The organism is Amycolatopsis sp. PSD-21, assembly GCF_055561455.1.
In genome coordinates, this window is record NZ_CM145712.1 from 4,372,346 (window position 1) to 4,396,239 (window position 23,894).

Consider the following 23,894-nt stretch of genomic DNA (forward strand, 5'->3'; position numbering starts at 1 on the left):
GGCGGCGCCTGTGCCGCGAAAGCCACTTTCGCGACACGGCGTCGCACTGTCCACAAGGGAGCGATCGCGGGCTCGGCTTCGATTCCGGGAACCTGGAGAGGAAGGAAGTATGAAGCAGATCGAGAGGGCGGCGGACATCGCCGCCGAATGGGCCGCCGTTTCGCCGAAGACCCGCACGGCGGTGATCACCGGCGTGGCCGACGCGCTGGACGCGGCCGGGCCGTCCCTGATCGAGATCGCCGACGCCGAGACCCGGCTGGGGACGAAGCGGTTGACCGGCGAGCTGGGCCGCACGACGTTCCAACTGCGGTTGCTCGCGGCTGAAAGCGGCTCGTACTACGACGTCCGGATCGACCGGGCCGATCCGGCGTGGCCGCCCGGCCCCCGGCCGGAGCTGCGCCGGTACCGCACCGCGGTCGGCCCGGTCCTGGTGTTCGCCGCGAGCAACTTCCCGTTCGCGTTCAGCGTGGCGGGCGGGGACACCGCGTCGGCGTGGGTGGCAGGCTGCCCGGTGGTCGTCAAGGCTCACCCCGGCCATCCGGAGCTGTCCCGCAGGACGGCTTCGGTCGTGGTGGAAGCCCTCGGCCGGTGGGGCGCGCTCCTGGGCCTCGTCGAAGGAGAAGTCGCCGGCGTGGAGGCGCTGCGTCATCCGGCGATCGCGGCCGCCGCGTTCACCGGGTCGGTGGCGGGTGGGCTCGCGCTGGCACGGATCGCGGCCGAGCGGCCGGTTCCGATCCCGTTCCACGGCGAGCTCGGCAGCGTCAACCCGGTGATCGTCCTGCCCGGCGCGGCACGGTCGCGGGCGGAGGAGCTGGCGGCGGGGTATGCCGGTTCGCTGACGCTGGGCAACGGCCAGTTCTGCACGAATCCCGGGCTGGTGTTCGTGCCGTCGGACAGCCCGTTCGTGGACCTCGCCGCCGAGCGGTTGCGCGAGGTCCCGGCAGCGCCGTTCTTGAACGACCGCATCGCGTCCGGGTTCCAGACCGGCGCGGCACGGTTGGCCGCGATCCCGGGAATGCGCGAAGTCGTCCGGGCTCCCGGTGCGCAGCTGCTCGAAGTCGCTTTGGAGGACTTCGTGCCGGAAGCGGCCGAAGAGTGTTTCGGCCCGCTGGGCGTCGTGGTGCGGTACTTGCGCCTCTCCGACGTCCTGCCGGTGCTGGCGGCCTTGCCCGGTCAGCTCACGACGACCGTGCACGCGTCACCCGAAGAGGCGTCCGAGGTCGAGGCGCTGCGCCCGGTGCTGGCCTGCCGCAGCGGGCGGATCCTGTGGGGCGGCTGGCCGACGGGGGTCGCGGTGACGGCCGCGATGCAGCATGGCGGACCGTTCCCGGCGACGACGTCACCGGCGTCGACCTCGGTCGGAACCGCGGCGGTGGACCGCTTCCTGCGGCCGGTGTCCTATCAGGACTGGCCGTCGCACCTGCTGCCGGAGCCGCTGCGGGACGACAACCCGTGGGACGTCCCGCAGCGCATCTCCTGACCCGCGTTTCGTCCTCTGAATGCGGTACTTGCACGCGCAAGTACCGCGAGCAGAGGACGAAACGCGTCAGGGGGAGACCACGGTCCCGCCCTGCACGACGTACCGGAACTTCTCCGGCTCGGCCAGGACACCGATGTCCTCCAGCGGATCCCGGTCGACGACCACCAGGTCCGCGTGCGCGCCCGGCGCCAGCGTGCCGATCTCGCCGGTCAGGTTCAGCAGGTCCGCGGCCGTCGACGTCGCGGAGCGGACCACCTCCAGCGCGGACTGGACCTCGCCACGCAGCCGGAACTCGTGGTTCTGGTGCCGGTGCATCCCGCCGAGGAGATCGCTGCCGTACACGATCTTCACGCCGCCCCTGGCGGCCTTCTCGAGGGCGGCCATGCCCGCGCCGAGCACCTCGTCGACCTTGCGCCAGCTGGATTCCGGCAGCCCGTGCTCGCGCCCTTCCTCCTTCAGCGCCCAGTACGTGACCAGGGTGGGCACCAGGTACGCGTCGTGCCGGAGGAACAATTCGACGCTGAGGTCGTCGATCAGGTTGCCGTGCTCGATCGACCGCACGCCCAGTTCCAGCGCGCGGTTCACCGCGCGGGCGGTGTAGGCGTGGGCGGCGACGTAACGGTTGGCCGACTCCGCCTCCTCGACGATGGCGCGCAACTCCTCGGCGGAGTACTGCGTCGAGTCGATCCGGTCGGTGGGGGAGGCGACGCCGCCGGAGGCCATCACCTTGATGTGGTGCGCGCCCTTGCGCAGTTCGTCGCGCGCCGCCGCACGGACCGCGTCGACCCCGTCGGCGACCCGGCCGAGGCCGGCGCAGCACGGGTGGTCGTCGCTGACGTTGGCGCCGCGAGTCCGGCTGTCGCCGTGCCCGCCGGTCTGGCTCAGCGCCCGGCCGCAGAACAACAGGCGCGGACCGCGGAACAGGCCCTCAGCCTGCGCGTCGGCGAGGCCGTAGTCGGCGCCGGAGGCGTCACGGACCGTCGTGAAGCCCCGGTCCAGCATCCGGCTCATGGTGCGGGCGCTGTGCGCGGCCACGTAGGACGGTGACGACGCGGGCAGCGACCCGAGATCCGCGGTCGACGCGGTGACATGCACGTGGGCGTCGACGAGCCCCGGCAGCACGAACGCGCCGCGCAGGTCCTCGGTCCGCGCGTCGTCCGCGGTGAGCCCGTCGCCGATCTCGACGATCCGGCCGTCGGCGCACCGGAGGTCTCCCTCGGTGTACTCGCCGCTGACGGGGTCGAGCAGGCGGGCGTTACGCAGCAGCAGCGATCCGTTCATCGGGTCTCCTCCAGGAGCTTGCGCAGGGCCGGGACGGCCAACGGTGCCAGGGATCGGGCGGTCGCGACGGACTCGTCGTCGTAGTTGCCCTCCGCGTCGAGGAGGTTGAGGACGCCGAGCGTGTGGCCGTCGTCCACCACCGGCACGTTGATCACCGCGCCGCAGCCGAGGCTGTCGATGAGTTCGTGGTCGGCGAAGATCTCCCGCACCGCCGCGCGGTCCGGGCCGAAGAAGGGCTCCTGGCCGGTGATGCACCGCTCCAGCCAGCCGGCGGCCACCTCGACGGTCTTCTCGCCGCCGATCGGGTATTCGACGGGGTGGCTGCTGTACACGCGCCGCAGCGCCCGCCGTTCGGGCACCCAGGCCAGGACGGTGAACAGCCGTACGCCGATCGTGGCTCGGGTCTTGTCCTCCACAGTGGACAGCGACACGGTCACTTGGTCATCTCCTTCGCGGTTTTCACGGGCGCGCCGTGTTCGGTCAGTTCTTCGAGTGAGCGGCCGGCGGTGGACAGGCCGAAGACGACCACGACCACCACCCCGGCCACCAGGACGGCGGTGGTCATGCCGAAGACGCCGGCGAAGCCGAGGCTCGCCGCGGACAGGCCGATGATCGTCGGGGCGAGGATGCTGCCGACCCGGCCGAACGCGCTCGACAGCCCGGTCCCGCTGGCGCGGATCCAGGTCGGGAACACCTCGGGGGTGTAGGAGTACACACCGGCGTAGGTGCCGTTGAGGAAGAACGACAGCACCGCCCCGGCGAGGGTGATCGACCACGGCGCGTCCATCTGGCTCAGCCAGAACGCGCTCACCGCGGACCCGGCGAGGTACAACGCGATGGTGTGCTTGCGGTCGAGCCGCTCCGACAGCCACGCGGCGGAGAAGTATCCGGGGATCTGCGCCAGGTAGATGATGATGGAGAACTCGAAGCTCTTGGTCACCGTGATACCGCGGTCGACGAGCAGCGTCGGGATCCAGGAGAAGAAGCCGTAGTAGGAGAACGTGATCACGAACCACACGGTCCAGATCACCGCGGTGCGGCGTGCCATCGCCGGGCTCCACAAGAACTTCAGGGCGCTCAGGAGATTGACCTTGGGGGTCTCCGTCGCGGGCTGGGCGTCGGCCGCCGCGACGGCGGGAAGTGCTTGCCCCGTCGCCTTTTCGACGTCCCGCTCCAGTTTCGTGACGATCTTCTCGGCCTCGGCATGACGTCCGTTCGCGACCAGGAACCTCGGTGATTCGGGCAGCGAGCGGCGCCACCACAGCAGCATGACGATCGGCAGCGCGGTGATCAGCTGCGCGACCCGCCAGCCCTCCGGCACCGTCGGGACCACGAACCGGCCGATCAGCGCGGCCATGACGAACCCGAACGAGAAGAATCCGGCCAGCGCGCCGACGAACCAGCCGCGGCGTTTGGCGGGGACGAACTCCGACAGGAACGGTGCGATGATCGCGCTTTCGGCTCCCGCGCCGGCCCCGGCCAGCACCCTGGCGCCCAGGAAGACCTCATAGTTGGGGGAGAAGGCGGCGACCACCGAGAACACCGCGTAGAAGGCCAGGGCGTACATCATGACCTTCTTGCGGCCGATGCGGTCGCCCAGCAGCCCGGCGGCGATCGCGCCGAAGAGGAAGCCGAACGGCGTCGCCGAACCGATCAGCCCGAGCTGGCCGTTGTCGAGGCCCCAGGCGGCTTTCGCGCTCGGCAGCAGGAACGCGACGACGGCGGAGTCCATCCCGTCGAAGGTGTAACCGAGCCCGCCGATCAGCAGGAGTTTGTAATGGGGACGGCTCAGCGGGAGCCGGTCCAGTCGTGCCAGAAGCGTCATGGGGAACGCCTTCCGTGGTTCGGGCGACGAGGAGTCACGAGAGTGCGGACAACGTATACTGCGTTTCGACAAAACTGCAATGGTTGTTGCAAGTGGTCCGCCGGGCACGATGCGTTACCGTGACGCCGTCGAGGGAGGGTGCGCGTGACAGGGACGGGAACCGACGACGGTTTCGAGGCGTGGCTTCGGGATCGCACACCGGAGCGCGGCCTGCGGCCGAAGGCGGCCGCCGTGCTCGAAGTGCTGGTCTCGCAACCGCGGCGGGCGTCGTTCGGCTCGACGGCCGAGCTCGCCCAGCTCGCCGGGGTCAACGTCGCCACCGTCACCCGGACGGCGCAGGCGCTGGGGTTCGCCGGATGGCCGGCGCTGCAACAGGAGTTGCGGGCGCGGTACATGTCGTCGCTGAGCGCGCCGCAGGTGGCCGAGGAACACCGGGACGTCGACTCGCCGGGGTCGGCGTCGCTGCGCCGCGACCTCGACAGCCTCGCCCTGCTCAACCGGCGCGTCGCCGAGGACGAGATCCGCAACGTCGCGGAGGCCGTCGCCGGGGCGCGCCGCACGGTCGTGATCGCCGACGGCAGCTACGCCGCGGTCGGGATCGCGTTCGCGCACAACGCCCGGCTCGCCGGATACGACGTCCACGCGATCACGGCCGGCGACGCCGAACTCGCCAACGCCACGGCGAAACTGACGTCCGAAGACGTGCTCATCGCGATCAGCTTCTGGCGGCTGTACGAAAGCACGGTGCTGGCCGCGAACGAGGCCAAGGCCAGGGGAGCGCGGGTCTTCGCGATCACCGACGCGGCCAGTCCCGCGCTGGCGGCCGCGGTCGAACAGGTGCTGATGGTGCCCGCCGAAGGCGTGACGTTCTTCCCGTCGCTGACCGCGGGAATGAGCCTGGTGCAGGCGATCGTCGCGCAGCTCGCCGCCGTCGATCCCGTCCGCACCGGCGAGTCCATCGAGGCGGCCGAGGCCATGTGGTCGCGGTTCGACCTGCTGCACCGCCGCCCGGGATCGGCCGATCGGACAGTGCCGAAAAGGCCGACCGGTCGAGGCGTCTCCGCCGGATGACCGATCCGCCGCCACCGGGCGGAAGGCGATCCTGGTTCCAGGCCGCCGGAGGAGGCGGCACGGGGACCGAGGAGGCCGAAATGACGATCATCGCGACCGTGGGCGCATACGCCGGGCTCGCCCTGCTGGCGTTGATGGCGGTGACCCCGCTGCTGGTCGAACTCGATCAGCGCTTCCCGGTCACCCGCCGCGCGAAGGCGGCCGAACGGGAACGCCGGATGCCCGCCGGGCTCGCTTCGGCGTGACGCAGAGCACAGATTCACGCGAGGCCTACCTCACGTGAGTGATTAGGGCTGCGCCAATTCGTAACTTTGTGTCGCGCTATGGAACGCTCTGTGACGTGACCGTGGATTTCTGCACCAACGCCCAGCCCTCCGACACCTTCGCGGAGTTCCGGAGGAACGTCGACGAACTGACCCAGGCGTTCATCGACGCCTGCCGTCAGGGCCGTACGCCGGGCGACGCTTCTCTCGACCTGCTGCAGCGGGTCCATCGCGAAGACCGCAACTGGGTCGTCGTCCACCTGACCTTCGCCATCGCCGCGCTCGCGCATCAGCGAACGCTCGCCCCGGCCGACTCCGTCACCCGCCCAGGTGGTGTGGCGGGTGCGCCGGAGCGCGCGTTGTTAGCTTCCGCGAGTGACTGATCCGACCATCTCCGCGGTCATCGCGGTGTTCGCGGGCTGCGTGCTCGCGGGCCTCCTGGCCGTCCCGTACATCGCCGCGAGTTACCGGCGCCGCGGGGAACTCGGGCTCTGGCGGGTCCTGCTGGTGTTCGGGTTCCTGGTCTACGCCATGTCGCTGTGGACGTACACGTTGCTCCCCATCCCGGAGACGACGACGTGCGCCGGGCACGCGGCCGGTCAGCTGCAACTGCGCCCGTTCCAGTTCGTCGCCGACATCCGCCGCGAACAGACCGGCGCGGGCCTCCGGGCGTTCCTGCGCAATCCGGCCGTCCAGCAGGCGGTGTTCAACGTCGCCTTGTTCGTGCCGCTGGGGATGTTCGTGCGGCACCTCTTCCGGCGCGGTTTCGCGGCCACCGTCGCGATCGGCTTCGCCGTCTCGCTGTTCATCGAGTGCACGCAGCTGACCGGGGTCTGGTTCCTGTTCGAGTGCCCGTACCGGCTGGCCGACGTCGACGATCTGCTGACGAACACCCTCGGCGCCGCCGTCGGTTTCGGTCTCGCCCCGCTGTTGCGGCTGCTGCCGGGGAACGAGCCGTCCGCGCCGCCGGGGACGCCGCGGCCGGTCACCGCGCGCCGCCGTCTGCTCGGGATGGCCGTCGACGTCGTCTCGGTCGTGCTGCTCGGTACCACCGTCGGGATCGTGACGACCCTGATCGCCGGCGAACCGAACACCGTGGTGACCGCGCTCATCGGTACTTTCCTGCCCGCCCTGCTCCTGTTGTTCGTCGTTCCCGTCGCGGGCAACGGCGCCAGCTTCGGCCAGCGGGTCGTGTTGCTGCGTCCCGCCGGGCCGGACGGCGGAAAGCCTGCCCTGTGGCGGATGGCCGTACGGTTCCTCGCCGGTTCCGGCGGCTATTTCACGCTGCTCACCTTGGCGTCGGTGGCCAACGGCGGGTTCGAGCCGCTGGCGAACCTACTGTTCTTCGCCAGCGGGATCCTCACTTTCCGGCCCGAAGGCCACCAGGGACTGTCCGGCCTGATCGCAGGCCTGCGGATGGCCGACGCGCGGGCCCTTGACGACCAGACCGAGCCGAGCCTCGTGAGTGATAAGGACGGCTAGGGCCACGCTTTAGTACCTACTGTGCCGTGCACGGATGGGCGCTTTCGCGTGATCAGCTGGACGACTCGCGTGATCCGGTGGACGGCTCGTGGTGTAACCCCTGCCGCGGTCGTGTCGTCCATCCAGTCACGCGTGTCGTCCGCCGGATCACGCGTGTCGTCCGCCCAGTCACGTGACATCGCCGGTACCGCTCCGGCGAGCATGTCGCGAAAGCCACTTTCGAGACGTCTGGTGTCCCGAAAGTGGCTTTCGCGACCCGCCTCCAGAACCCGCGGGCGCTCAGGAGACCCCGGCCTGATAGCGCCACCCGATCGGGTCGACCCTGCGGGTCCCGCGCGTCATTGCGCCTGGCAGGACGCGCGGGCCGGAACACTCGCCCGGTGGACGTGGAGTCGATGGACGAAGTGGCCGACTGCCTGCTGTCGGTGGCCTGGAACATCTTTCCGCTGATGGGGAAACCTCCCGCGAGCCCGGGGGACCGGCCGGGGGAGATCCGGACCCTCCTCGTCGACGCCTGCCACGACGCCGGGATGCGAGCCCGGGAATGGGCCGCGGAGCACGGGGCTGGAACCGAGGACGACCGCCGCCCCTTCCTGCGGCTGGCGGAGGTCGGAACGGACGCGAACCTGTTGCTGGGCATGGTTTCCGGCACGCTGGTGGCCGATCACGAGCGGATCCGCCGCCGCTGGGCCGAGATCGAGACGCTGGCCGCCGAGGCCGTCGAGCTCGCTCGCCTGATCAAGGGGCGGCCGGTGGGCCGGCCACCCCTCGCCATGGGAGATCAGTCCTTTTCGAGCGTCAGGTCGTAGCGGTCGAGCACCTCCTTGACGGGCTGGAAGAACGTGGTGCCGCCCTCGTCGCAGTCACCGGAACCGCCCGAGGTCATACCCTGCGCCTGCACGAGTTTCGTGCCGGAACCCGACGACGGACGGCTGACGAACGAGCCACCGGAGTCGCCGGGTTCGGCGCACGCGTCGGTCTGGGTGAGGCCCCGCACGATGTTCCCGTTGCCGTAGTTCACCGTCTGGTCCAGCGCTTCGACCCGCCCGCAATGCCAGTGGGTGGTGATCCCGGACCGGCAGATCCGGCCGCCGACGCCGACCACGTCGGCACCCTCGATCCGCACGTCGGACCCGTCCTCGTACCGGTCGACCCGGGGCGGGGTCGAGACGTCGGAGTGGGTCACCTTGACCGTGCCGTAGTCGTTGCCGGGGAAGGAGGACCTCGCGACCTTGCCGATCGTGCCGCCGGTGCCCCGCACGGTCCCGCCGAGTTCGGTGCAATGGCCCGCGGTGATCACGTAATGGTCATCGTCGTCGTAGGCGTTGAACCCGACCGAACAGGCACCGCCGTCGAAGTACAGGCCTTGCCCGCCGACCACGCTCCACAATGGACGCGGCGCGCTCTTCACGTGTTCCACCCGGACCGGGACCCCGGCGGAGGCTGCCCACGCCAGTCCGGCGGGATCGCCGCCCACCACGCTGACCACGACGTCGTTCGACGGCACGTCCACGTACCAGCCGGCCACCGAACCTGGCAGGCCGGCGGTTCTGTTGTCCAATGTGGACTGGATCTGCTTCAGTCCGGCGGCGCTGTGCCGGAGTACCTTCGGGATCGCGCCCGCGGCGCGGATCCGGGAAGACCGGCCCGCGTCGGTGGTGCCGACGATCAGCTCGCCGGTCGTGGTGTCCAGCCAGGAGCCGGCGAACGCGGCGCCGAGCGAGGTGCCGAGTTCCTGCTGGGCGGCGGCCACCGTGGCCGGGCCCGCCGCTTCGGTCAGCACCGATGGCGCAGCCGAAGCCGGTGCCGCGAAGGCGGTGACGGCTGTCGCGGCGCCGATCAGGACGGTCAGGGTGCGCAGAGGACGTCGGATCACGAAAACCTCCATGGGGTGCACGGAATTCGGTGCGAGGTGAGTACGGTGATCGACGTTACGCACACGCGGCCCCGGCCGAATGCCGCCATTTGAGTAGCGCTGGGAATTCGCCTTTCCGGCTCAGCGGAATGGCGGCTCCTCACTCGTGTGAGTGGAGACTGCGCGATTTACCGTCCCCGATTCGCCGACCGGCGAACGACGGTCAGCGACGTGCGTACGCCCGTTCGGGAAATGGCCTTTCCGGACCGGAAAACGATTGTCACCTGATGGTGTCCGAGCTGAACCCGTTCGTCCGCATCGGTGACGAACGCGTTTCCTTCACCAGCAGGAAACGAGCCCGGCCGTGAACATCAGGCCGACGGTGAGCAAGGGCGCGGCGAACAACGCCAGCGCCCCGCCCGCGACGGCACGCACCCGGTCCGGGAAGCGCGCCGGGCCGCCCGCGTGCCGGGCCAGCCAGCGCAACCGGAGCGCGGTGTCGCCGCCGGCCGCGTGGATCGACAACAACGCCGAACGCACGGTCTCCGGCCCGTGCCCCGCCGCGGCCGCCCGGTCGGCGGCCAGTTCGACGAGCAGCCGGACCGCGCCGGGGAGTTCGCGCATCAGCGGGACGAACCACAGTACGCGGCCGAGTGTTTCGGCGCATCCGGAAAGAAAGTGGTGTCTGCCGCGCAGATGCGCGCGTTCGTGGGCCAGCACCGCGTCGAGTTCGCGGGGCGAAAGCCTGCCTGCCAGGCCGTGGCTCGCGACGATCAGGCCGTCGCGGCCGCCGAGGCTGTAGGCGATCGGGCGGTCGTCGGGCAGCCACAGCGTCGGCCCCGGCCGGGCGCCCGACAACCGGAGCACGTCGAGATGGCGCCGGTGCAGCAGCGTGCTGCGTTTCCGGCGGCGGGCGGTGGACACGGCGAGCCTCGCCGCCCCGATCGCGACGGCGGTGACCGCGAAAGTGCCGGCGAGCGGATCGAGGCCGGGCAGGCCGCTGTGGCCGACGGCCGCCCAGCACTCGTGGAGGATCCGCGTGATGGCCCCGGCGGGCCCGTGGTCGGGAAGGACGAGGAGAAGGACGGCGCCGAGGGTGCCGACGAGGACGCCGAGCGCGGTCAGCAGCCACCACGCGAGCGCCGTGCCGGGGCTGATCCCGCCCGCGGTCAGCCTGCCGAGCAGCCGGGGTGAGCACCAGCCGATCACCACCACGCCGAACAGGAGCACCGCCGCCAGGATCATCGCTTGCCGGGCTTCCGTCGCAAGGCGCGCCGCAGGATGTCCGACTCCTCTTCGGTGACCGAGCGTGCGAAATGCAGCAGCACCGATTCACGGTCGTCGGAGGCGTCGAGGATTTCCCGCAGACTTTGCGCGGTCGCCTCCTCGCGGGTCGCCACGGCGCGGTAGCGGTAGGCGCGATTCTCCATTTCGCGCTCGACCCATTCCTTGCGATGCAGATTGTCCAGCACCGTCATCACCGTGGTGTAGGCGAGATCGCGGTCCCGGTTGATCGCCTCGAGGACCTGGCGCACCCGCAGGGGTTCCGCCGCGTCCCAGAGCACGTCCATCACCGACGCTTCGAGCTCGCCCAGCCGTTGCATGACACCTCCGCCGGGAAGGATACTGTGCCGCTCCGGCTCAGCCGACGACGCGCCGCGCGCCCATCAGATGCCCGTCGCCCTTCACCGAACGGACGTCGACCAGCTGGCCTTCGGTGGGCGCGTCGACCATCTTGCCGCCGCCGACGTACATGCCGACGTGGTGGATGGCGCCGGGGTTGCCGGTGCCGTCGTCGTAGAAGACGAGATCACCGGGGACGAGCGCGTCCAGCGGGACGGCCTTGCCCACGGTGTACTGCTGGCGGCTGGTGCGGGGAAGCGAGATCCCAGCCTGCTTGTACGCCCACGACGTCAGGCCCGAGCAGTCGAATTCGCTCGGCCCAGTGGCGCCCCACTCGTATTGCGAGCCCCGTTTGGACAGCGCAGCCTGCAGCGCGTCGTTCGCGGCGCCGGGCGGGCCGAGGTACGAGCCCTTGTCCTGGACCTTGCCGAGTTTCGCCTTGTCGGCGGCGGGCAGCTGCCCGAGCGCCTGCCGCACCTTCGCGATCTGATCGTCGAGGTCCGCCTTGCGGGTGCGGACCTGGTCCAGGGCCACGGTCGCGTCGTTGGCGGCGAGCTGGGCCATTTCCCGGGCGTCCTCCGCGGTCGTGCGCGCGGTCTGTGCCTTCGCGAGCGCGTCGCGCAGGCCGTTCAACGCCTTGCTCTTCTCCTCGGCCAGGACCGACAGCGCGGAGGAGCGGTCGAGGAACTCCTGCCTGCTGCCACTGTCGAGCAGCAGGACGGCGTTGCCGAGCCGCTCGCCGCTCATCGCGGACCGCGCGATCGCCTCGACCTGCGGCCGGAAGCGATCGATCGCCGACCGTGCCTGCGTGAGCTCGCCGTCGGCCCGGCCGACGGCGGCGGTGGCCTGGTCGCGTTCGCCCTCGCGGGTTTTCAACCGGTCCTGGGATTCCCGCAGATCCTCGTCGGCCTTGGCGGCCTGGGCGCCGAGTTCCTGGTAGCGCCGCATCGGATCCTGGCCGTCCGGCGCGGGCTGCGCGTTGGCGGGGAGCGTTCCGAAGCCGAGGATCATGAGGGCGGCAGTGGCGGCAAGGGGGTGCCGCGGTGAGCGCCGGTGTGGGGTCACGGGTGCCGAATCTCCTGTCGCACAGGGTCAACTATCTCACTTAGTAGTACGGGGCCGGTTGTGAGCGCCCGGTGAAGTCCTACTAAGACGGCTAGTACTACGGATCATGGGAGTCTTTGCTACGGTGAGAACCGTGAGTGTCTTCCTGGCTACTCTTCGTCGACTCGTCGTGGCCTTGGTGTTGCTGGTCGTGGCGGGTTCCGGAGCTGTCGGCTGCCTGGACGACGGCCACGGCGATGCCCTCGCCGTGGCGTCGGCCTCTCACGATTCGTCGTGCCCGCCGCGGGAGGGCCACGTACACGCCCGTCCGCTCGCCGCCGTCGCGGTCCGAAGCGAGGAATCGCCGCCCGTCCCAGCTGTCCCGCCTCATTCGGAACCCGGCTTTTCGCCAGTGATGCACGAGAACACCCGGCTGTTCCCGGTCATCCGGAGCGGGCCCCGGATACTCGTCGAGCTGTGCGTTTCGCGGACGTGACCGGCCTCGCGCCGTCCCGTCCTGTCCACACAGCACAGAAAGACGAATCCTCGATGAACGCTGTCCTGCCCCGGCACACGGCGCTTGCCGTCGGCAACACGCCCGTGCTCTGGATCGACGAACGACTCACCGGCTCCGGTAAGGGTTTCTGGGCCAAGCTGGAGGGTTTCAACCCCGGCGGCATGAAGGACCGTCCCGCCTTGCACATGGTGGGAGCGGCCAAGGCCCGCGGTGAACTGGCCGACGGCGCGATGATCGTCGAGTCGACCAGCGGGACGCTCGGGCTCGGGCTCGCGCTGGCCGGGATCGTCCACGGTCATCCGGTCACCCTGGTCACCGACCCCGGGATGGAGCCCATCGTCCGGCGGATGCTCACCGCGCACGGCACCCGCGTCGACCTCGTCACCGAGCCGCATCCGGTGGGCGGCTGGCAGCAGGCGCGCCGGGACAGGGTGCAGCGGGTCCTGGCGGAGCAGCCCGGCTCCTGGTGCCCCGACCAGTACCACAACCCGGATAACGTCGCCGCGTACGCGACCTTGGCCGACGAGCTGGCCGCGCAACTGGGCCGGATCGACGTGCTGGTGTGCTCGGTCGGCACCGGCGGGCATTCGGCCGGGACGTTCCGCGCGCTGCGGCGGTACTTCCCACACCTGCGCCTGGTGGGCGTGGACACCGTCGGATCGACGATCTTCGGGCAGCCCGCCACCTCGCGGCTGATGCGCGGGCTCGGGTCGAGCATCCATCCGCGCAACGTCGACTACGCCGCGTTCGAGGAGGTCCACTGGGTCGCCCCCGCCGAGGCGGTGTGGACCTGCCGCCGTCTCGCCGCCGCCCAGTACGCGACCGGCGGCTGGAGTGTCGGCGCGGTCGCCCTCGTGGCCGCCTGGCTGGCCCGCACGCACGATCCGGACGTCCGGATCGCGGCGATCTTCCCGGACGGTCCCCAGCGTTACTTCGACACCGTCTACAACGACGAGTACTGCGCGGGACACGGCCTCCTCGACGTCGTCCCGGCACGCGAACCGGATCTCATCGCGCATCCCGGCGAACGCGTGGTGGAACGCTGGACCCGGTGCCGCACGGTCGTGGACCCGGCGCTGTGACCGCGTTCGCCGAGCGGTTCCGCTCCTTCGACCGGCCCAGCAAGGTGTTGATGGTCAACCAGTTCACCATCAACGTCGGCTTCTACATGCTGATGCCTTATCTCGCCGGCTACCTGGCGGGGCCGCTGGGGCTGGCGGGCTGGGCGGTCGGCCTGGTGCTGGGGATCCGCAACTTCTCGCAGCAGGGCATGTTCCTCGTCGGTGGCACGCTGGCCGACCGGTTCGGCTACAAACCGCTCATCGTCGCCGGATGTGTGCTGCGGACCGCGGGATTCGCGCTGTTGAGCGTGACGTCGTCGTTGCCGTCGCTGATCGTCGCGTCCGCGGCCACCGGTTTCGCCGGGGCGCTGTTCAACCCGGCGGTCCGCGCGTACCTGGCGGCGGACGCGGGAGAGCGGCGGCTGGAGGCCTTCTCCGTGTTCAACGTGTTCTACCAGGGCGGGATCCTCGCCGGGCCCGTGGTCGGGCTGGCGCTGACGGCCGTCGACTTCCGGCTGACCTGCCTGGTCGCCGCCGCGGTCTTCGGCGTCCTGACCGTGGTGCAGGTACGCGCGCTGCCCGCGCACGAAAGCGAACAGGGCACGTCGTCGATCTGGTCGGACTGGCGGATCGTCGCGGCAAACCGGTCCTTTCTGCTCTTCGCACTGGTCATGATCGGCTCGTACGTGCTGTCCTTCCAGACCTACCTTGCCCTTCCGATGGAGGCACGCCGGATCACCGGCTCGGAGACGTCGGCGACCGTGCTCATCGCGGGGCTGTTCGTGATCTCGGGCGGTCTCGCGATCGCCGGGCAGCTCAAGATCACGGCCTGGTTCAAGGACCGGTGGCCGCCCGGCACGTGCCTCGCCGCGGGGCTGGTGTTCATGGCCGTGGCCTTCGTCGCGCCGCTGGCGGTCGCCCGGGCGGGACCGGCCGCGGCCGGCGCCGGACTGCTGCTGTCCGCCGCGTTGCTGGCCGTCGGCACGGTCGTCGTCTTCCCGTTCGAAATGGACACCGTCGTGCGGCTTTCGGGCGACCGGCTGGTCGCCACGCACTACGGCTTCTACAACACGATCGTCGGCGTGGGCATCCTCCTCGGCAACCTCTTCACCGGCAGCGTCTTCGACCTCGCGCGCCGGGCGGGCGTCCCGGAGATCCCGTGGCTGGCGCTGACGGTGATCGGCGTTGTCTGTGCCTGGGGATTACGTGCTCTCGACCGGAGCCGTCTTCAGACGAGCGTCGTCCAGTAACTCCAGAACGCCTGCAGGACCGCGACGGTGATGGCGGCGTACCAGACCACGAGAACCACGCTGTGGTACCGGATCACCGCCTTCACCTCCGGTCCTTTGTGGAGGTTGTGCAGGGTCGTGTACCAGAAGACGGCGATGGTGACCGCCCAGACGACCATGCAGTACGGGCACAGCGCGCCGATGACGTACAGGCTCTGCAACATCAGCCAGTGCACGAAAACGACACCGAGCGCCGAGCCGATCTGAAGGCCCAGCCAATACCAGCGAGGGAGCCGTGCTCCGCCGAGCAGGGCGGCTCCCGTGGTGACGACCACGCTGAACCCGGCGATCCCCAGCAGCGGATTGGGGAACCCGAACAGCTCGGCCTGCGGCGTCTTCATGATCGACCCGCAGCTGAGCACCGGGTTGACACTGCAGGTGGGGATGTAGGAGAAGTCCTTGAGCAGCGCGATCTTCTCGACCGTGAGCACGAACGAAGCCAGCAGCCCGATCGTGCCGCCGACCACCAGTACCCACGGCGTCACCCGGACGGCGAACGGCGTCATTTCGCGAGCTCCCGGTCGATGACGGCCTTGAGACCCTGATAGGACGGTGACCCCGTGAACTTGACGCCGTTGACGAAGAACGTCGGGGTGCCCTCGACGCCGATGTTCGCGCCGTCGGTGCGGTCGGCGAGCACCCGGCCGAGCGTGACCGGATCGTCGAGCGCGGTTTCGAAGGCCTGCAGGTCGAGGCTCAGTTCGCGGGCGAACCGGAGGAAGGTTTCGCGGTGGGAGACCTGCTGGTCGCCCCACTCCGGCTGCTTTTCGAACATCAGGCGGTACATCGGTTCGAGTTTGCCCTGCTTACCCGCCGCCTCGACGGCCCGCGCGGCGAGCTCGGCGTTCTGATGGCTCGGGATGGGGAAGTAGCGCATCACGAAGGTGACCCGGTCGCCGTACTCGGCGCGGAGGCGCTCGACGCCGGGAAACGCGGCACCGCACGCTTCGCATTCGAGGTCGAGGAACTCCACGACGGTCACCTTGCTGCCCGCCGGATCGGAGAGCCGATGGCTGTCCGGCCGGACGAGGATCGACGCGGGCACCACGGGGGGTGCGTCCACCTGCGCCGCCGGGGCGTCCTCACCCAGATTGGTGACGACGAGCAACGCGGCCACGACCGCGACGACGACGGCCACGACCGTCAGGGAAACCTTGGTGTTCTTGGTCATTCTGTTGTGTCCTTGGCTCGGTTCCGGCATCTGAAAGCGGCATGGGCGTGCCGGATCAGGTACGCGAAACGCAGAGCTGGACGAGCGGTGGTGTGGCCGTCGAACGCCTTGCCGGGGAGGACGGCGGTATCCCGGTCCCACCCGGGCGATGATGGCGGACGAGCAGGACGAGCGCGGCCAGCAATGCCAGGCCGATGACCGCGACGTCGTCGAGATGGTTGTCCGGAAGGGGCTGGTTCGCCGGGCTCAGCAGGGCCGGCTCGCATTCGCCGGCCGGGAATGTGGTGTGCGCGGCTTCGGCGGCGAACAGGGGAGCGCAGGGCGAGCCGGCCGCCGCCGCTCCGTCGCTGCACAGAGCACCCTGCAGGAGAGCGACGGCGGTGAGCGCGGCCAGCACGGCGAAAAGCCGCGCGGTCATCCTCATAGTCCGTCTGCCGGTCACGCGGTGCAGGGTAAAGGTGACCTTGTAAAGCCAGGGCGAACTCGGACGAACCGGCATACAGTGGGCGGCGATCCCGAGTGGAAGGACGACCCTTGCCGAGTTTCAAGGATGTCTACGCGGTCCTGCCGGTCACTGACCACGCCGCCGCCGTCGCCTGGTACGAGCAGTGGATCGGGCGGCGACCGGACACCGAACCGATGGAGGGCGTCGCGGAATGGCGGATCACCGGCAACGCCGGGCTCCAGGTGGCGCACGATCCGGAAACCGCGGGTAAGAGCACGGTGGTCCTCGTCGTCGAGGACATCGACGAGACCGTCGGCGACCTCGCGGAGCGGGGGGTGGAATGCGGCCCGATCCAGGACTTCGGCTTCGTGAAGCTGACGGAGATCGTGGATCCGGCGGGTAACAAGGTCACCTTCGTCTGGGAGAACCCTTCGCCGGAGTAGTTCTTTCCGGGAAATGACGGGATCGCGCGGAGCGTTGCCCGCGGCGGGCCGCCGATGGTCCGATTCCCTCCGTCATCGACACTGGAGGGAATCCCATGAAGCATTCGAGACGCAAGACCCTCGCGCTGGCGCTGCTGGTGCCGTTCGCCACGCTCGTCACGGTGCCCGCCGCCGAGGCGGCGACCGAACGCACGATCAAGGTCGTCACCTACAACGTTGGCGACGCGGGCGGCCTCAAGGCCGACCTCGTCCGTCTCATCGAGACCGAACCCCCCGCCGTCATCGGACTGCAGGAGGTCGCCGACCGCGAGGCCGTGGTGAAGGAAGCCGCGGCCGCGACGGGGTACGTCGCCATCTACGAGTCGGACCGGCGCGCGGTCAAGCACAACGCCATCCTGGTACGCGGCAACATGACCATCACCGGCCACGGTGCCGGCGAGATCTCACCCGCGGCCAAAGTGGACCCGTCCACTCCCGGTACCGGCCCCGCCGAACCAGGTGACTGCGGTTCCTGGGTGCCGCCGAAGTACGTCAACTGGGTGCGGGTGGGCGGCGCGGGCTTCGAGTGGGTCGTGGGCGTCGTGCACCTCACCCCGTCCGCGCAGCGCTTCGACCTCAACCGCGAACTGCACAACCTGCAGGTCCGCAACACCGCGGACTGGTTCTCGTCCCGCGCGGCCGAACCGATCGTCATGGGAGACTTCAACGCCGAGCCGGGTTCGGATCTGATGACGGGGCTGCGGCGTGTGGCAGGCTCCTACAGCGCTCCGAGCCACGGAACCAGGTCCATCGACCACGTGTGGGCGAAGAAGGACTCGACAGGGTCCGAGGTCGACGCCCTCGGCGGCTACGGAAGCGACCACCGTCCGGTGCGCGCCCGGGTGACGGTGACCCGATGATGAGGCGCGCCCTGATCGCCTTCGTATGCGGTGTCAGCCTGCTGACGGCCGTCCCGGCCGCGACGGCCGAGACCGGACCGCGCGACGAGTCGCTGGACTTCCGGTTCCCGGCGGCGGATCTGATGCGGGTGCCGGAGACGAACACCTACGTCGCGGTCGGGGCGAGCGTCCCCGGCAAGAAGCTGCCGTACACGAAGGTCGAGTTCAGCGGCGGATCGTTCCAGCGCCGAGGCGCCGTCGACGGCGACGCCTGGGACGGCGTCACGTTCCCCGCGGGCTATTGGGCCAGGCCGGACTCCCCACTGTGGACACCTGCCCTGTTCGCACACCAGGAGGACGGCCGCGTCGTCTACTACGTCTTCTACAGCGCGGCGCTTCCCGGCCCCGAGCCAGCCGGTCAGGCGAAGCACTGCATCGGCTACGCCACCTCGCTACGGGCCACGGGAGGTTTCGTCGCCAACGCCGATCCGCTGTTCTGCCCGGATCGCGGGTGGGCGATCGACGCCGACGTGAGCAGGGGACAGGGCGAGGTTTGGCTGACCCTGCGCAACGGCGCGTGGACACAGGACCGCGTCACCGCCCTGGGGGCGGCGAAACTGGAGTTCGACCGGCCACGTCACGTGCGGCGGATAGCCGAAGCCGACGCGAAGAAGCTCATCGACAACACGAATCTCGAGTGGACGCACCACAACAGCCCGTCCGACGACGTCCTCACGATCGAGAATCCCAACGCCGTCCGCATCGACGGCGACTGGTACCTCTTCTACTCGGGGAACAACTGGTACGCGAACCGCTACTCGACCGGCGTCGCCTACTGCGGCACCGGGTTGACCGACAACCGGTGCACCCCGATGGCCGAGCAGCGCGCGTACTTCTCCTACCAGCCGGACCCGGACGGTGAGCCGCGGTTCCGGCCGGGCCTGCCGGACAAGTACCGCAAGAAGAACCTGCCGGGCAACAAGCGGGGACCCGGCGCGTTCAACGCGTTCCAAGCGCCTGATGGTTCGTGGTGGGCTTCGTGGAACTACATCACCGACGCGAGCTTGCTTCCGCATGAGGATCCGTCTCCGGAACGGCGGAGCCGGATCGGGAAACTGACGAAAACGGGGAGCGGGGCGACGGCCGAGTTCAGCGTGAGCTGGTGACCGAGGGGGTCTCCGCGGCCGAGTCGCCGCGGAGACCCGTCCCGAACGCCACCCGAGGATTGATCTCCGGAGCAGCGGGTAATCGCCTCCTGCCGGCTTCCACCGGCCGGCCGTGACCCGAACGGAGTTGAGGACCATGACCTACGCGATCGAAGAACCCCAGTCGTCAACCGAACGGGTGACCGTGCCCGAACCACGCGGCGAGGCCGATGCCCTGGACGACATGGCGATCGAACTCGAGCCGACGATCGTCCTCGGCAGGGAGTGACGGACTGCCGGCTCGGGCGGTGATGGCCGCATGAGTCGGCCTGCTAGTGGCTTCGCCGGGCACGAGCGGTCTCCCGGCGAGTGGCTTTCTCGAGCGCCTTGACCAGTTCGCTCTTCGACATGCGTGAACGCCCGCGGATCCCGCGTTCGCGGGCGTGCCTTTGCGCCTGAGGTAGGGCAAGCCCTACCTCAGGGCGTAGAGCAGCCGTGACGACGAATCAGCAAGCTGCCCCGATGGTCCGGGACGAGGCGGGCCGGGATGCTGGATCCCATCGATCCGAAGTACCCGAACGAAGGAAATGTATGTCGAGAGTGGCTTCCTTGCGCCGCAACCTGGTTCGTGCCGCCGCGGTCGCACTGGCAGGTGCTGCCTGCGCGCTCGCGGTGCCCGGCAGCGCCGGTGCCGTGGTGAACGGGGAGAACTCCACCGAGCGCTATGAATTCATGGCCTCGATCCCGGAGATCGTGCCCGAGATGAACAATGCGAAGGGCGTCTGCGGGGCCGTGCTGGTCCACCCGCAGTGGGTGGTAACCGCGGCGCACTGTGTCGACCCGGACAACAACCCGGCGAGGCCGGAGGGGACCGTGCGGATCGGCAGCGACCGGCGGTCGACCGGCGGCACCGTCCGCAAGATCGACCACTGGGTTCGCCACCCCGGCTACCAGCCGGGCGCGCCGAACAAGAACGACATCGCGTTGGTACGCCTGGACCGCCCGGTTTCCGAGCGACCCATCCGCATCGCCGACCGCCCCGGCCGCCCCGGCACGCCGACCCGCCTGATGGGCTTCGGCACCACGGTCGACACCGCCGATATCACCAAAGTGGTGTTCCCCGAACGACTCCAGCAGCTCGACACGCGCCGGGGAGCGGTGTCGGAATGCTCGCCCGGTTACGCGGACTCGACCCGGCTCTGCACGATCAGCCGCAAGCCCGGTGCGATGGCGTGCATGGGGGACTCCGGCGGCCCGCAGGTCCAGCGCGGGAAGTGGGGCCGGTGGGAACTGATCGGCGTCACCTCCGGTCCTGGTGACGACGACGTGCCCTGCGCCAACGGACCCGGTCTCTACACCAGCGTTCCCGCCTACGACGGCTGGATCCAGCGCACCATCCACGGGCACCGCTGACGCTCCTGCGCTCCGGCAAGCGGGCGAGGACTCGTCCTCGCCCGCTTGCCGGTGCCTCACCGAGGCGCCAGTGCCTCCAAAGAGGACAGTGACGCCTTGTGCAGGTTCGAGATGATGTTCCTCGGCTTGTCGGCGGCCTTGCTGTAGTAGTGCGCGCCGGACTCGTATGCCAGGTAGACGTTGCTGCCGTACACCGTCAGCCCCTCGGACATGCTCGGCGCGCGGAAGCAGTGCTTCTTGGCCGTGTCCAGGTCCTTGTCGCCGGCGCCGCGCCGGACCACGTAGATGTTGCTGCGGTTGTTCCGGCCGTGCGAAGTGCTGTAGATGAACAGGTCCTTGGTGACGATGAGGCCCTGCGTCTTCGTCGGCACCTCCCACGAGCCCGGCCGGTAGCTCAGCTTGCCGTCGGAGCCGACGGTGTACGAGTGCATCAAGCCGCGCTTGGAGTCTTCGAACTTGCCCGCCCACAGCGTGTTGCTCGGGCCGTGGCTGGTCAGGAAGGACGAGGCGTAGACGGTCTGCGCCTTGCCCTCCTGCTCGATGGGCAGCGACTTCTTGATCGCGTTCTTCAGCTTCGCCAGCGAGTACTTGCGGACCGTGTCGCCCTTGCCCGACACGAAGGCCCAGCCCTGCTTCTCGAAGACGGCGATCCCGCCGACGTGCGAGTACGCGAGCAGCGCTTGGCCGACCTGCTTGCCGGTCTTGGCGTCGATCCCGATGATGATCGCGCTGCGGTGGCCGGACTCGTACGAGGTGACCAGGATCAGGTCGTTGGACCCGTCCCAGTTCGACCAGGTCGCCGTGCCCTGGGGGATGTTGGTCGCCAGGGCAGGGACGGGGTGACTCTTGCTGAACCGCTTGTCGTAGGCGTAGGAGGCCGATTCCCCATGGTAGAAGGGGCCGTCCTTGCCGCTGGACTTCGAGTCGCAGGTGATGGCCGCCGCCTCGGCGGAGGCGGTGCCCACCGTGGTGAGGCCGAGCATCACCATGCTCGCCGCGGCAGTGATCGTCGCCTTCTTGAGTAGGGTCTTCATGCATCCCCTTGTAGTGGTTGTGCGTCCAGTTCTCAACTGGGACTCACCGGACGCGCTCGCGGTTCCGCTGCAACGAATCCGCACCAGGGAAGGGATGTTCCGTCGTCATTGCCGGCTCTATTGCGACGAGAGCCCGGATATCGACCGCTCGCGCGCCTGGCGGAGAACGCTGACGAAGACGTCGACCGATTCCGCGCCCGAGACGCCCAATGCCCGGTCGAAGACGAAGAACGGTACGCCCTCGGCACCCAGTCGCCGTGCCTCGCGGGCGTCCTCCCGCACCGCCTCCGCGTAGTCGTCACCGGCCAGTACCCGGCGGGTCTCTTCGGCGGGCAGACCGATCTCGGTGGCGAGGCGGACCAGGGTCTCGGTGTCGTCGAGTACGTCACCCTCGACGAGCAGGGCGCGGAGCAGTCGCTCGTGGGCGCGGCCGCCGAGTCCACGCTGTCCGGCGAACTGGGCGACACGGTGGGCGTCGAAGGTGTTGCACATGAAGGCGCTGTCGAAGTCGTACTTCAGGCCCTCGGCCGCCGCGGGGGCGACGACCCTGCCGACCATGGACCGCACGTCCGAAAGCGAACCGCCGGTCTGCTCCATGAGGGCTTCGTAGAGCGGTTTGGCGGCGCCTGGGGGGTAGTGCGGGGCGAGCTGGAAACTGCGCCACACGACCTCGACCTCATCGCCGTGCTCGAACCGGCCGATCGCTTTGTCCAGACGGCGTTTGCCCAGATAGCACCAAGGACAGCCGACATCGGACCACACTTCGACGCGCACGCTGGGCCTCCCGGAATCAATCTGCTGAAAAGATTGTCTTGTCTTGAGATTATCTGACGATCCCGGCGAGGCGCTAGGGTGGCCGGGTGACAGGTTCGACGACGGGTGCGCTCCCGATGGGGTTGGAGGACAACCTCGGCTGGCTGCTCGCGCAGGTGTGCCGTGCCCACGGATCCGTGCTGGAGCGCGCGGTTTCCGGTATCCCGCACGGGTTGCGGGGCTTTCAGGCGCTGTGCGGCGCGGTGCACGAGAGCGCCAGGAACCAGGCGCAACTGGGCAGGCAGCTGGACATCGACCGCACCGTGATGGTGTACCTGATCGACGACCTGGTGGCGGCCGGGCTGGTGGAACGCGAGGTCGATCCGGCCGACCGGCGGAACAAGCTGATCCGTGGCACCGAGGCCGGCCGTGTCCGGCTGGAGGAGACCCGCGCCGCGATCCAGGCGGCGGAAGCGGCGGTGCTGGCCCCGCTCGGTTCGGCGGAGCAGGAGCGGTTCCGCGAGATGCTGCGCACGGTGGTCGCGCACAACCTGCTGGCCGCCGATGCGGCGGAAAACGACGGCTGAGCTACGGGGACGTCCAGTGCCCGAGTTCGGGTTGTGGTTGCCTGTCCGGCGTGTCGAGGCGCTTCGGCACCAGCACGAGCGCGGTGAGAACGGCCAGGACGACGAAGGCGGTACTGCCCAGATAGGCGAGCTGGAAGCCGGCCGCCGCAGCTTCCTTCTGCCCCTGACCGGCGTCGGCCAGTGAAGTCGTCCGGGACGCGGCGACGGTGAAGACGCACAACCCGATGAGGAAAACGCGTCGCCTGCCGACGAGACCACCCAGCCTGCCCGAGAACAGGAGCAGACCGCCGATGGGTACGAGATAGGCGTTCACAACCCAGGCCAGATCGGGCGTGGCGAAGCCGAGATCGGACTGGATGGACGGCAGGGCCACCACCACGATCGTGCCGTCGAGCACCACCATCAGCGATGCCGGACACAGGACGACGAGCGCGAGCTGTCGCGAACGACCGCCCCGCCCGGCATTTTCGAGCGCCACGGAACCTCCACCTCGGGACAAGGGCATCTCTTCCCGGCGACTGCCGAGACCGGTTCGGATCCGTCTTCTGAACATAAGGCGGTTCCGCTGGCCCCAGGTCGAAGGTGTCGCACGGTGAACCTCGTCATTGCGCGGGTGGGCCGTCATGAGCGGAGGCGGGGTCGTTCGACCGTGGGCGGTAAATATCCTTTGTGGACAAGGACTGGCGTGGACTTCAGCCATGGCGGGCGATCCCTCCGCCCTGGTCGGTGGCGGAGCCGCGCGGGCCGGGGTCGGAATAGGGTGAATCCGGGATACCGGAAGGGAAAGGTGTGGCATATGGCGAGTCGGTTCGAATGGATGACCATCGACAGCGTGGATCCACGGAAACTGGCGGATTTCTGGTGCGGCGTTCTGGATTACGTCGTCTATGCGGACAAGAACGGTGCCGCGGTCGAGATCGGGCCCGATCCGGAGGTGCCGGACGAACAGCGGTTGGCCGCGTTGCGTGGCGGGCCCGCCGTGCCGAGTATGGTTTTCGTCCGTGTTCCCGAGGCCAAGACCATCGCCAAGAACCGGCTGCACTTCGAGATCTGTCCGATCGACAGTGACCAGCAGACCGAACTGGAGCGCTTGCTCGCGCTCGGCGCGACCAAGGCGGATGTGGGGCAAGGAGAAGGCCGGTCGTGGGTGGTGCTGGCCGACCCGGAAGGAAACGAGTTCTGCCTGACGCGCAGCCTCGCGCCGGGAGAATTCGACCTGTAGACGGGCTTTGTG

28 protein-coding genes are annotated in these 23,894 nt (G+C 69.3%); 15 read left to right on the top strand and 13 right to left on the bottom strand.

Going from position 1 to position 23,894, the window contains the following annotated elements; genetic code table 11:
* Positions 1-109 precede the first annotated feature (109 nt).
* Entirely contained in the window at positions 110-1,480 is a 1,371-nt protein-coding gene (locus tag ACZ1DY_RS20605) for an aldehyde dehydrogenase (NADP(+)) (RefSeq protein ID WP_465485408.1), read from the top strand.
* A 66-nt stretch (positions 1,481-1,546) separates the two neighbouring features.
* Here the strand turns inward: ACZ1DY_RS20605 and ACZ1DY_RS20610 are convergent, their stop codons facing one another.
* The 3 genes from ACZ1DY_RS20610 to ACZ1DY_RS20620 are packed head-to-tail and all read right to left on the bottom strand — an operon-like array spanning position 1,547 to position 4,586.
* Positions 1,547-2,761, bottom strand: a complete 1,215-nt coding sequence (locus tag ACZ1DY_RS20610; protein WP_465485409.1) for a metal-dependent hydrolase family protein — start codon at positions 2,759-2,761, stop codon at positions 1,547-1,549.
* Positions 2,758-3,198: a GAF domain-containing protein gene (locus ACZ1DY_RS20615; protein WP_465485410.1), complete on the bottom strand. Its 441-nt coding sequence runs from the start codon at positions 3,196-3,198 to the stop codon at positions 2,758-2,760. The genes ACZ1DY_RS20610 and ACZ1DY_RS20615 overlap by 4 nt, the downstream gene beginning before the upstream one ends.
* Entirely contained in the window at positions 3,195-4,586 is a 1,392-nt protein-coding gene (locus ACZ1DY_RS20620) for an MFS transporter (RefSeq protein ID WP_126732151.1), read from the bottom strand. The genes ACZ1DY_RS20615 and ACZ1DY_RS20620 overlap by 4 nt, the downstream gene beginning before the upstream one ends.
* Before the next feature lie 144 nt (positions 4,587-4,730).
* On the opposite strand from ACZ1DY_RS20620, the gene ACZ1DY_RS20625 reads away from it, so the two are divergent.
* The 5 genes from ACZ1DY_RS20625 to ACZ1DY_RS20645 all read left to right on the top strand — a co-directional run bounded on the left by ACZ1DY_RS20625 (position 4,731) and on the right by ACZ1DY_RS20645 (position 8,211).
* Positions 4,731-5,657, top strand: coding sequence for a MurR/RpiR family transcriptional regulator (locus tag ACZ1DY_RS20625; protein WP_465485411.1), 927 nt, complete (start codon positions 4,731-4,733; stop codon positions 5,655-5,657).
* Positions 5,658-5,737: 80 nt separating this feature from the next.
* Positions 5,738-5,902, top strand: a complete 165-nt coding sequence (locus ACZ1DY_RS20630) for a hypothetical protein (protein WP_465485412.1) — start codon at positions 5,738-5,740, stop codon at positions 5,900-5,902.
* Between the two features lie 95 nt (positions 5,903-5,997).
* Complete coding sequence (locus tag ACZ1DY_RS20635; protein ID WP_465485413.1) at positions 5,998-6,303, top strand: hypothetical protein; 306 nt, start codon at positions 5,998-6,000, stop codon at positions 6,301-6,303.
* Positions 6,296-7,402 carry a VanZ family protein gene (locus ACZ1DY_RS20640; RefSeq protein ID WP_465485414.1) on the top strand — a complete coding sequence of 369 codons (1,107 nt, stop codon included), beginning with the start codon at positions 6,296-6,298 and terminating at the stop codon, positions 7,400-7,402. The genes ACZ1DY_RS20635 and ACZ1DY_RS20640 overlap by 8 nt, the downstream gene beginning before the upstream one ends.
* A 380-nt stretch (positions 7,403-7,782) precedes the next feature.
* A complete protein-coding gene (locus tag ACZ1DY_RS20645) occupies positions 7,783-8,211 on the top strand; it encodes a hypothetical protein (protein WP_465485415.1) in 429 nt (142 codons plus the stop codon).
* On the opposite strand, the gene ACZ1DY_RS20650 is transcribed toward ACZ1DY_RS20645, so the two are convergent.
* From ACZ1DY_RS20650 to ACZ1DY_RS20665, 4 genes are all read right to left on the bottom strand, one after another.
* Positions 8,184-9,278 (bottom strand): S1 family peptidase, encoded by a 1,095-nt coding sequence (locus ACZ1DY_RS20650; protein WP_257487139.1) that lies wholly within the window; start codon positions 9,276-9,278, stop codon positions 8,184-8,186. The two genes, ACZ1DY_RS20645 and ACZ1DY_RS20650, sit on opposite strands and share 28 nt — an antisense overlap.
* Positions 9,279-9,596: 318 nt before the next feature.
* On the bottom strand, positions 9,597-10,502 hold the full coding sequence (locus tag ACZ1DY_RS20655; protein WP_465485416.1) for a M56 family metallopeptidase: 906 nt from the start codon (positions 10,500-10,502) through the stop codon (positions 9,597-9,599).
* Positions 10,499-10,861 carry a BlaI/MecI/CopY family transcriptional regulator gene (locus ACZ1DY_RS20660; protein ID WP_192744547.1) on the bottom strand — a complete coding sequence of 121 codons (363 nt, stop codon included), beginning with the start codon at positions 10,859-10,861 and terminating at the stop codon, positions 10,499-10,501. Before ACZ1DY_RS20660 ends, ACZ1DY_RS20655 begins: the two co-directional genes overlap by 4 nt.
* Before the next feature lie 37 nt (positions 10,862-10,898).
* On the bottom strand, positions 10,899-11,945 hold the full coding sequence (locus ACZ1DY_RS20665) for a C40 family peptidase (protein ID WP_465485417.1): 1,047 nt from the start codon (positions 11,943-11,945) through the stop codon (positions 10,899-10,901).
* Positions 11,946-12,473: 528 nt separating this feature from the next.
* Here ACZ1DY_RS20665 and ACZ1DY_RS20670 point away from each other — a divergent pair.
* Together ACZ1DY_RS20670 and ACZ1DY_RS20675 are read left to right on the top strand one after the other, a co-directional pair.
* Positions 12,474-13,523, top strand: coding sequence for a PLP-dependent cysteine synthase family protein (locus ACZ1DY_RS20670; RefSeq protein WP_465485418.1), 1,050 nt, complete (start codon positions 12,474-12,476; stop codon positions 13,521-13,523).
* Positions 13,520-14,752, top strand: coding sequence for an MFS transporter (locus tag ACZ1DY_RS20675; protein ID WP_465485419.1), 1,233 nt, complete (start codon positions 13,520-13,522; stop codon positions 14,750-14,752). The genes ACZ1DY_RS20670 and ACZ1DY_RS20675 overlap by 4 nt, the downstream gene beginning before the upstream one ends.
* Here the strand turns inward: ACZ1DY_RS20675 and ACZ1DY_RS20680 are convergent.
* Genes ACZ1DY_RS20680 through ACZ1DY_RS20690 form a run of 3 tightly spaced genes read right to left on the bottom strand, consistent with a single transcriptional unit; the run spans position 14,731 to position 16,404 of the window.
* On the bottom strand, positions 14,731-15,297 hold the full coding sequence (locus ACZ1DY_RS20680; protein ID WP_465485420.1) for a vitamin K epoxide reductase family protein: 567 nt from the start codon (positions 15,295-15,297) through the stop codon (positions 14,731-14,733). The two genes, ACZ1DY_RS20675 and ACZ1DY_RS20680, sit on opposite strands and share 22 nt — an antisense overlap.
* On the bottom strand, positions 15,294-15,962 hold the full coding sequence (locus ACZ1DY_RS20685) for a DsbA family protein (RefSeq protein ID WP_465485421.1): 669 nt from the start codon (positions 15,960-15,962) through the stop codon (positions 15,294-15,296). The genes ACZ1DY_RS20680 and ACZ1DY_RS20685 overlap by 4 nt, the downstream gene beginning before the upstream one ends.
* Positions 15,963-16,017: 55 nt before the next feature.
* Entirely contained in the window at positions 16,018-16,404 is a 387-nt protein-coding gene (locus tag ACZ1DY_RS20690) for a hypothetical protein (protein ID WP_465485422.1), read from the bottom strand.
* 92 nt (positions 16,405-16,496) lie between these two features.
* Here ACZ1DY_RS20690 and ACZ1DY_RS20695 point away from each other — a divergent pair, with 92 nt between their 5' ends.
* From ACZ1DY_RS20695 to ACZ1DY_RS20715, 5 genes are all read left to right on the top strand, one after another.
* Positions 16,497-16,850: a VOC family protein gene (locus ACZ1DY_RS20695; RefSeq protein WP_257487131.1), complete on the top strand. Its 354-nt coding sequence runs from the start codon at positions 16,497-16,499 to the stop codon at positions 16,848-16,850.
* Positions 16,851-16,945: 95 nt separating this feature from the next.
* Positions 16,946-17,749: an endonuclease/exonuclease/phosphatase family protein gene (locus ACZ1DY_RS20700; protein WP_465485423.1), complete on the top strand. Its 804-nt coding sequence runs from the start codon at positions 16,946-16,948 to the stop codon at positions 17,747-17,749.
* Positions 17,746-18,894 carry a family 43 glycosylhydrolase gene (locus tag ACZ1DY_RS20705; protein WP_465485424.1) on the top strand — a complete coding sequence of 383 codons (1,149 nt, stop codon included), beginning with the start codon at positions 17,746-17,748 and terminating at the stop codon, positions 18,892-18,894. The genes ACZ1DY_RS20700 and ACZ1DY_RS20705 overlap by 4 nt, the downstream gene beginning before the upstream one ends.
* Positions 18,895-19,030: 136 nt before the next feature.
* Positions 19,031-19,162 carry a hypothetical protein gene (locus ACZ1DY_RS20710; RefSeq protein ID WP_257487128.1) on the top strand — a complete coding sequence of 44 codons (132 nt, stop codon included), beginning with the start codon at positions 19,031-19,033 and terminating at the stop codon, positions 19,160-19,162.
* Positions 19,163-19,464: 302 nt separating this feature from the next.
* Positions 19,465-20,286, top strand: coding sequence for a S1 family peptidase (locus ACZ1DY_RS20715; protein ID WP_465485425.1), 822 nt, complete (start codon positions 19,465-19,467; stop codon positions 20,284-20,286).
* Between the two features lie 56 nt (positions 20,287-20,342).
* Here ACZ1DY_RS20715 and ACZ1DY_RS20720 read toward each other — a convergent pair whose 3' ends face one another.
* Complete coding sequence (locus tag ACZ1DY_RS20720; protein ID WP_257487126.1) at positions 20,343-21,320, bottom strand: hypothetical protein; 978 nt, start codon at positions 21,318-21,320, stop codon at positions 20,343-20,345.
* 117 nt (positions 21,321-21,437) lie between these two features.
* Positions 21,438-22,094 (bottom strand): DsbA family oxidoreductase, encoded by a 657-nt coding sequence (locus ACZ1DY_RS20725; protein ID WP_465485426.1) that lies wholly within the window; start codon positions 22,092-22,094, stop codon positions 21,438-21,440.
* 86 nt (positions 22,095-22,180) lie between these two features.
* On the opposite strand from ACZ1DY_RS20725, the gene ACZ1DY_RS20730 reads away from it, so the two are divergent.
* Complete coding sequence (locus ACZ1DY_RS20730) at positions 22,181-22,660, top strand: MarR family winged helix-turn-helix transcriptional regulator (RefSeq protein ID WP_465485427.1); 480 nt, start codon at positions 22,181-22,183, stop codon at positions 22,658-22,660.
* Between the two features lies 1 nt (position 22,661).
* On the opposite strand, the gene ACZ1DY_RS20735 is transcribed toward ACZ1DY_RS20730, so the two are convergent.
* Positions 22,662-23,138: an MFS transporter gene (locus ACZ1DY_RS20735; RefSeq protein WP_465485428.1), complete on the bottom strand. Its 477-nt coding sequence runs from the start codon at positions 23,136-23,138 to the stop codon at positions 22,662-22,664.
* Positions 23,139-23,456: 318 nt separating this feature from the next.
* On the opposite strand from ACZ1DY_RS20735, the gene ACZ1DY_RS20740 reads away from it, so the two are divergent.
* Positions 23,457-23,882: a VOC family protein gene (locus ACZ1DY_RS20740; RefSeq protein ID WP_465485429.1), complete on the top strand. Its 426-nt coding sequence runs from the start codon at positions 23,457-23,459 to the stop codon at positions 23,880-23,882.
* Positions 23,883-23,894: the final 12 nt, after the last annotated feature.

Coding starts and splice junctions, on each gene's coding strand:
- ACZ1DY_RS20605 (WP_465485408.1), top strand. CDS start 110: ATGAAGCAGATCGAGAGGGCGGCGGACATCGCCGCCGAATGGGCCGCC.
- ACZ1DY_RS20610 (WP_465485409.1), bottom strand. CDS start 2,761: ATGAACGGATCGCTGCTGCTGCGTAACGCCCGCCTGCTCGACCCCGTC.
- ACZ1DY_RS20620 (WP_126732151.1), bottom strand. CDS start 4,586: ATGACGCTTCTGGCACGACTGGACCGGCTCCCGCTGAGCCGTCCCCAT.
- ACZ1DY_RS20630 (WP_465485412.1), top strand. CDS start 5,738: ATGACGATCATCGCGACCGTGGGCGCATACGCCGGGCTCGCCCTGCTG.
- ACZ1DY_RS20655 (WP_465485416.1), bottom strand. CDS start 10,502: ATGATCCTGGCGGCGGTGCTCCTGTTCGGCGTGGTGGTGATCGGCTGG.
- ACZ1DY_RS20660 (WP_192744547.1), bottom strand. CDS start 10,861: ATGCAACGGCTGGGCGAGCTCGAAGCGTCGGTGATGGACGTGCTCTGG.
- ACZ1DY_RS20670 (WP_465485418.1), top strand. CDS start 12,474: ATGAACGCTGTCCTGCCCCGGCACACGGCGCTTGCCGTCGGCAACACG.
- ACZ1DY_RS20680 (WP_465485420.1), bottom strand. CDS start 15,297: ATGACGCCGTTCGCCGTCCGGGTGACGCCGTGGGTACTGGTGGTCGGC.
- ACZ1DY_RS20685 (WP_465485421.1), bottom strand. CDS start 15,962: ATGACCAAGAACACCAAGGTTTCCCTGACGGTCGTGGCCGTCGTCGTC.
- ACZ1DY_RS20700 (WP_465485423.1), top strand. CDS start 16,946: ATGAAGCATTCGAGACGCAAGACCCTCGCGCTGGCGCTGCTGGTGCCG.
- ACZ1DY_RS20705 (WP_465485424.1), top strand. CDS start 17,746: ATGATGAGGCGCGCCCTGATCGCCTTCGTATGCGGTGTCAGCCTGCTG.
- ACZ1DY_RS20710 (WP_257487128.1), top strand. CDS start 19,031: ATGACCTACGCGATCGAAGAACCCCAGTCGTCAACCGAACGGGTGACC.
- ACZ1DY_RS20715 (WP_465485425.1), top strand. CDS start 19,465: ATGTCGAGAGTGGCTTCCTTGCGCCGCAACCTGGTTCGTGCCGCCGCG.
- ACZ1DY_RS20720 (WP_257487126.1), bottom strand. CDS start 21,320: ATGAAGACCCTACTCAAGAAGGCGACGATCACTGCCGCGGCGAGCATG.
- ACZ1DY_RS20740 (WP_465485429.1), top strand. CDS start 23,457: ATGGCGAGTCGGTTCGAATGGATGACCATCGACAGCGTGGATCCACGG.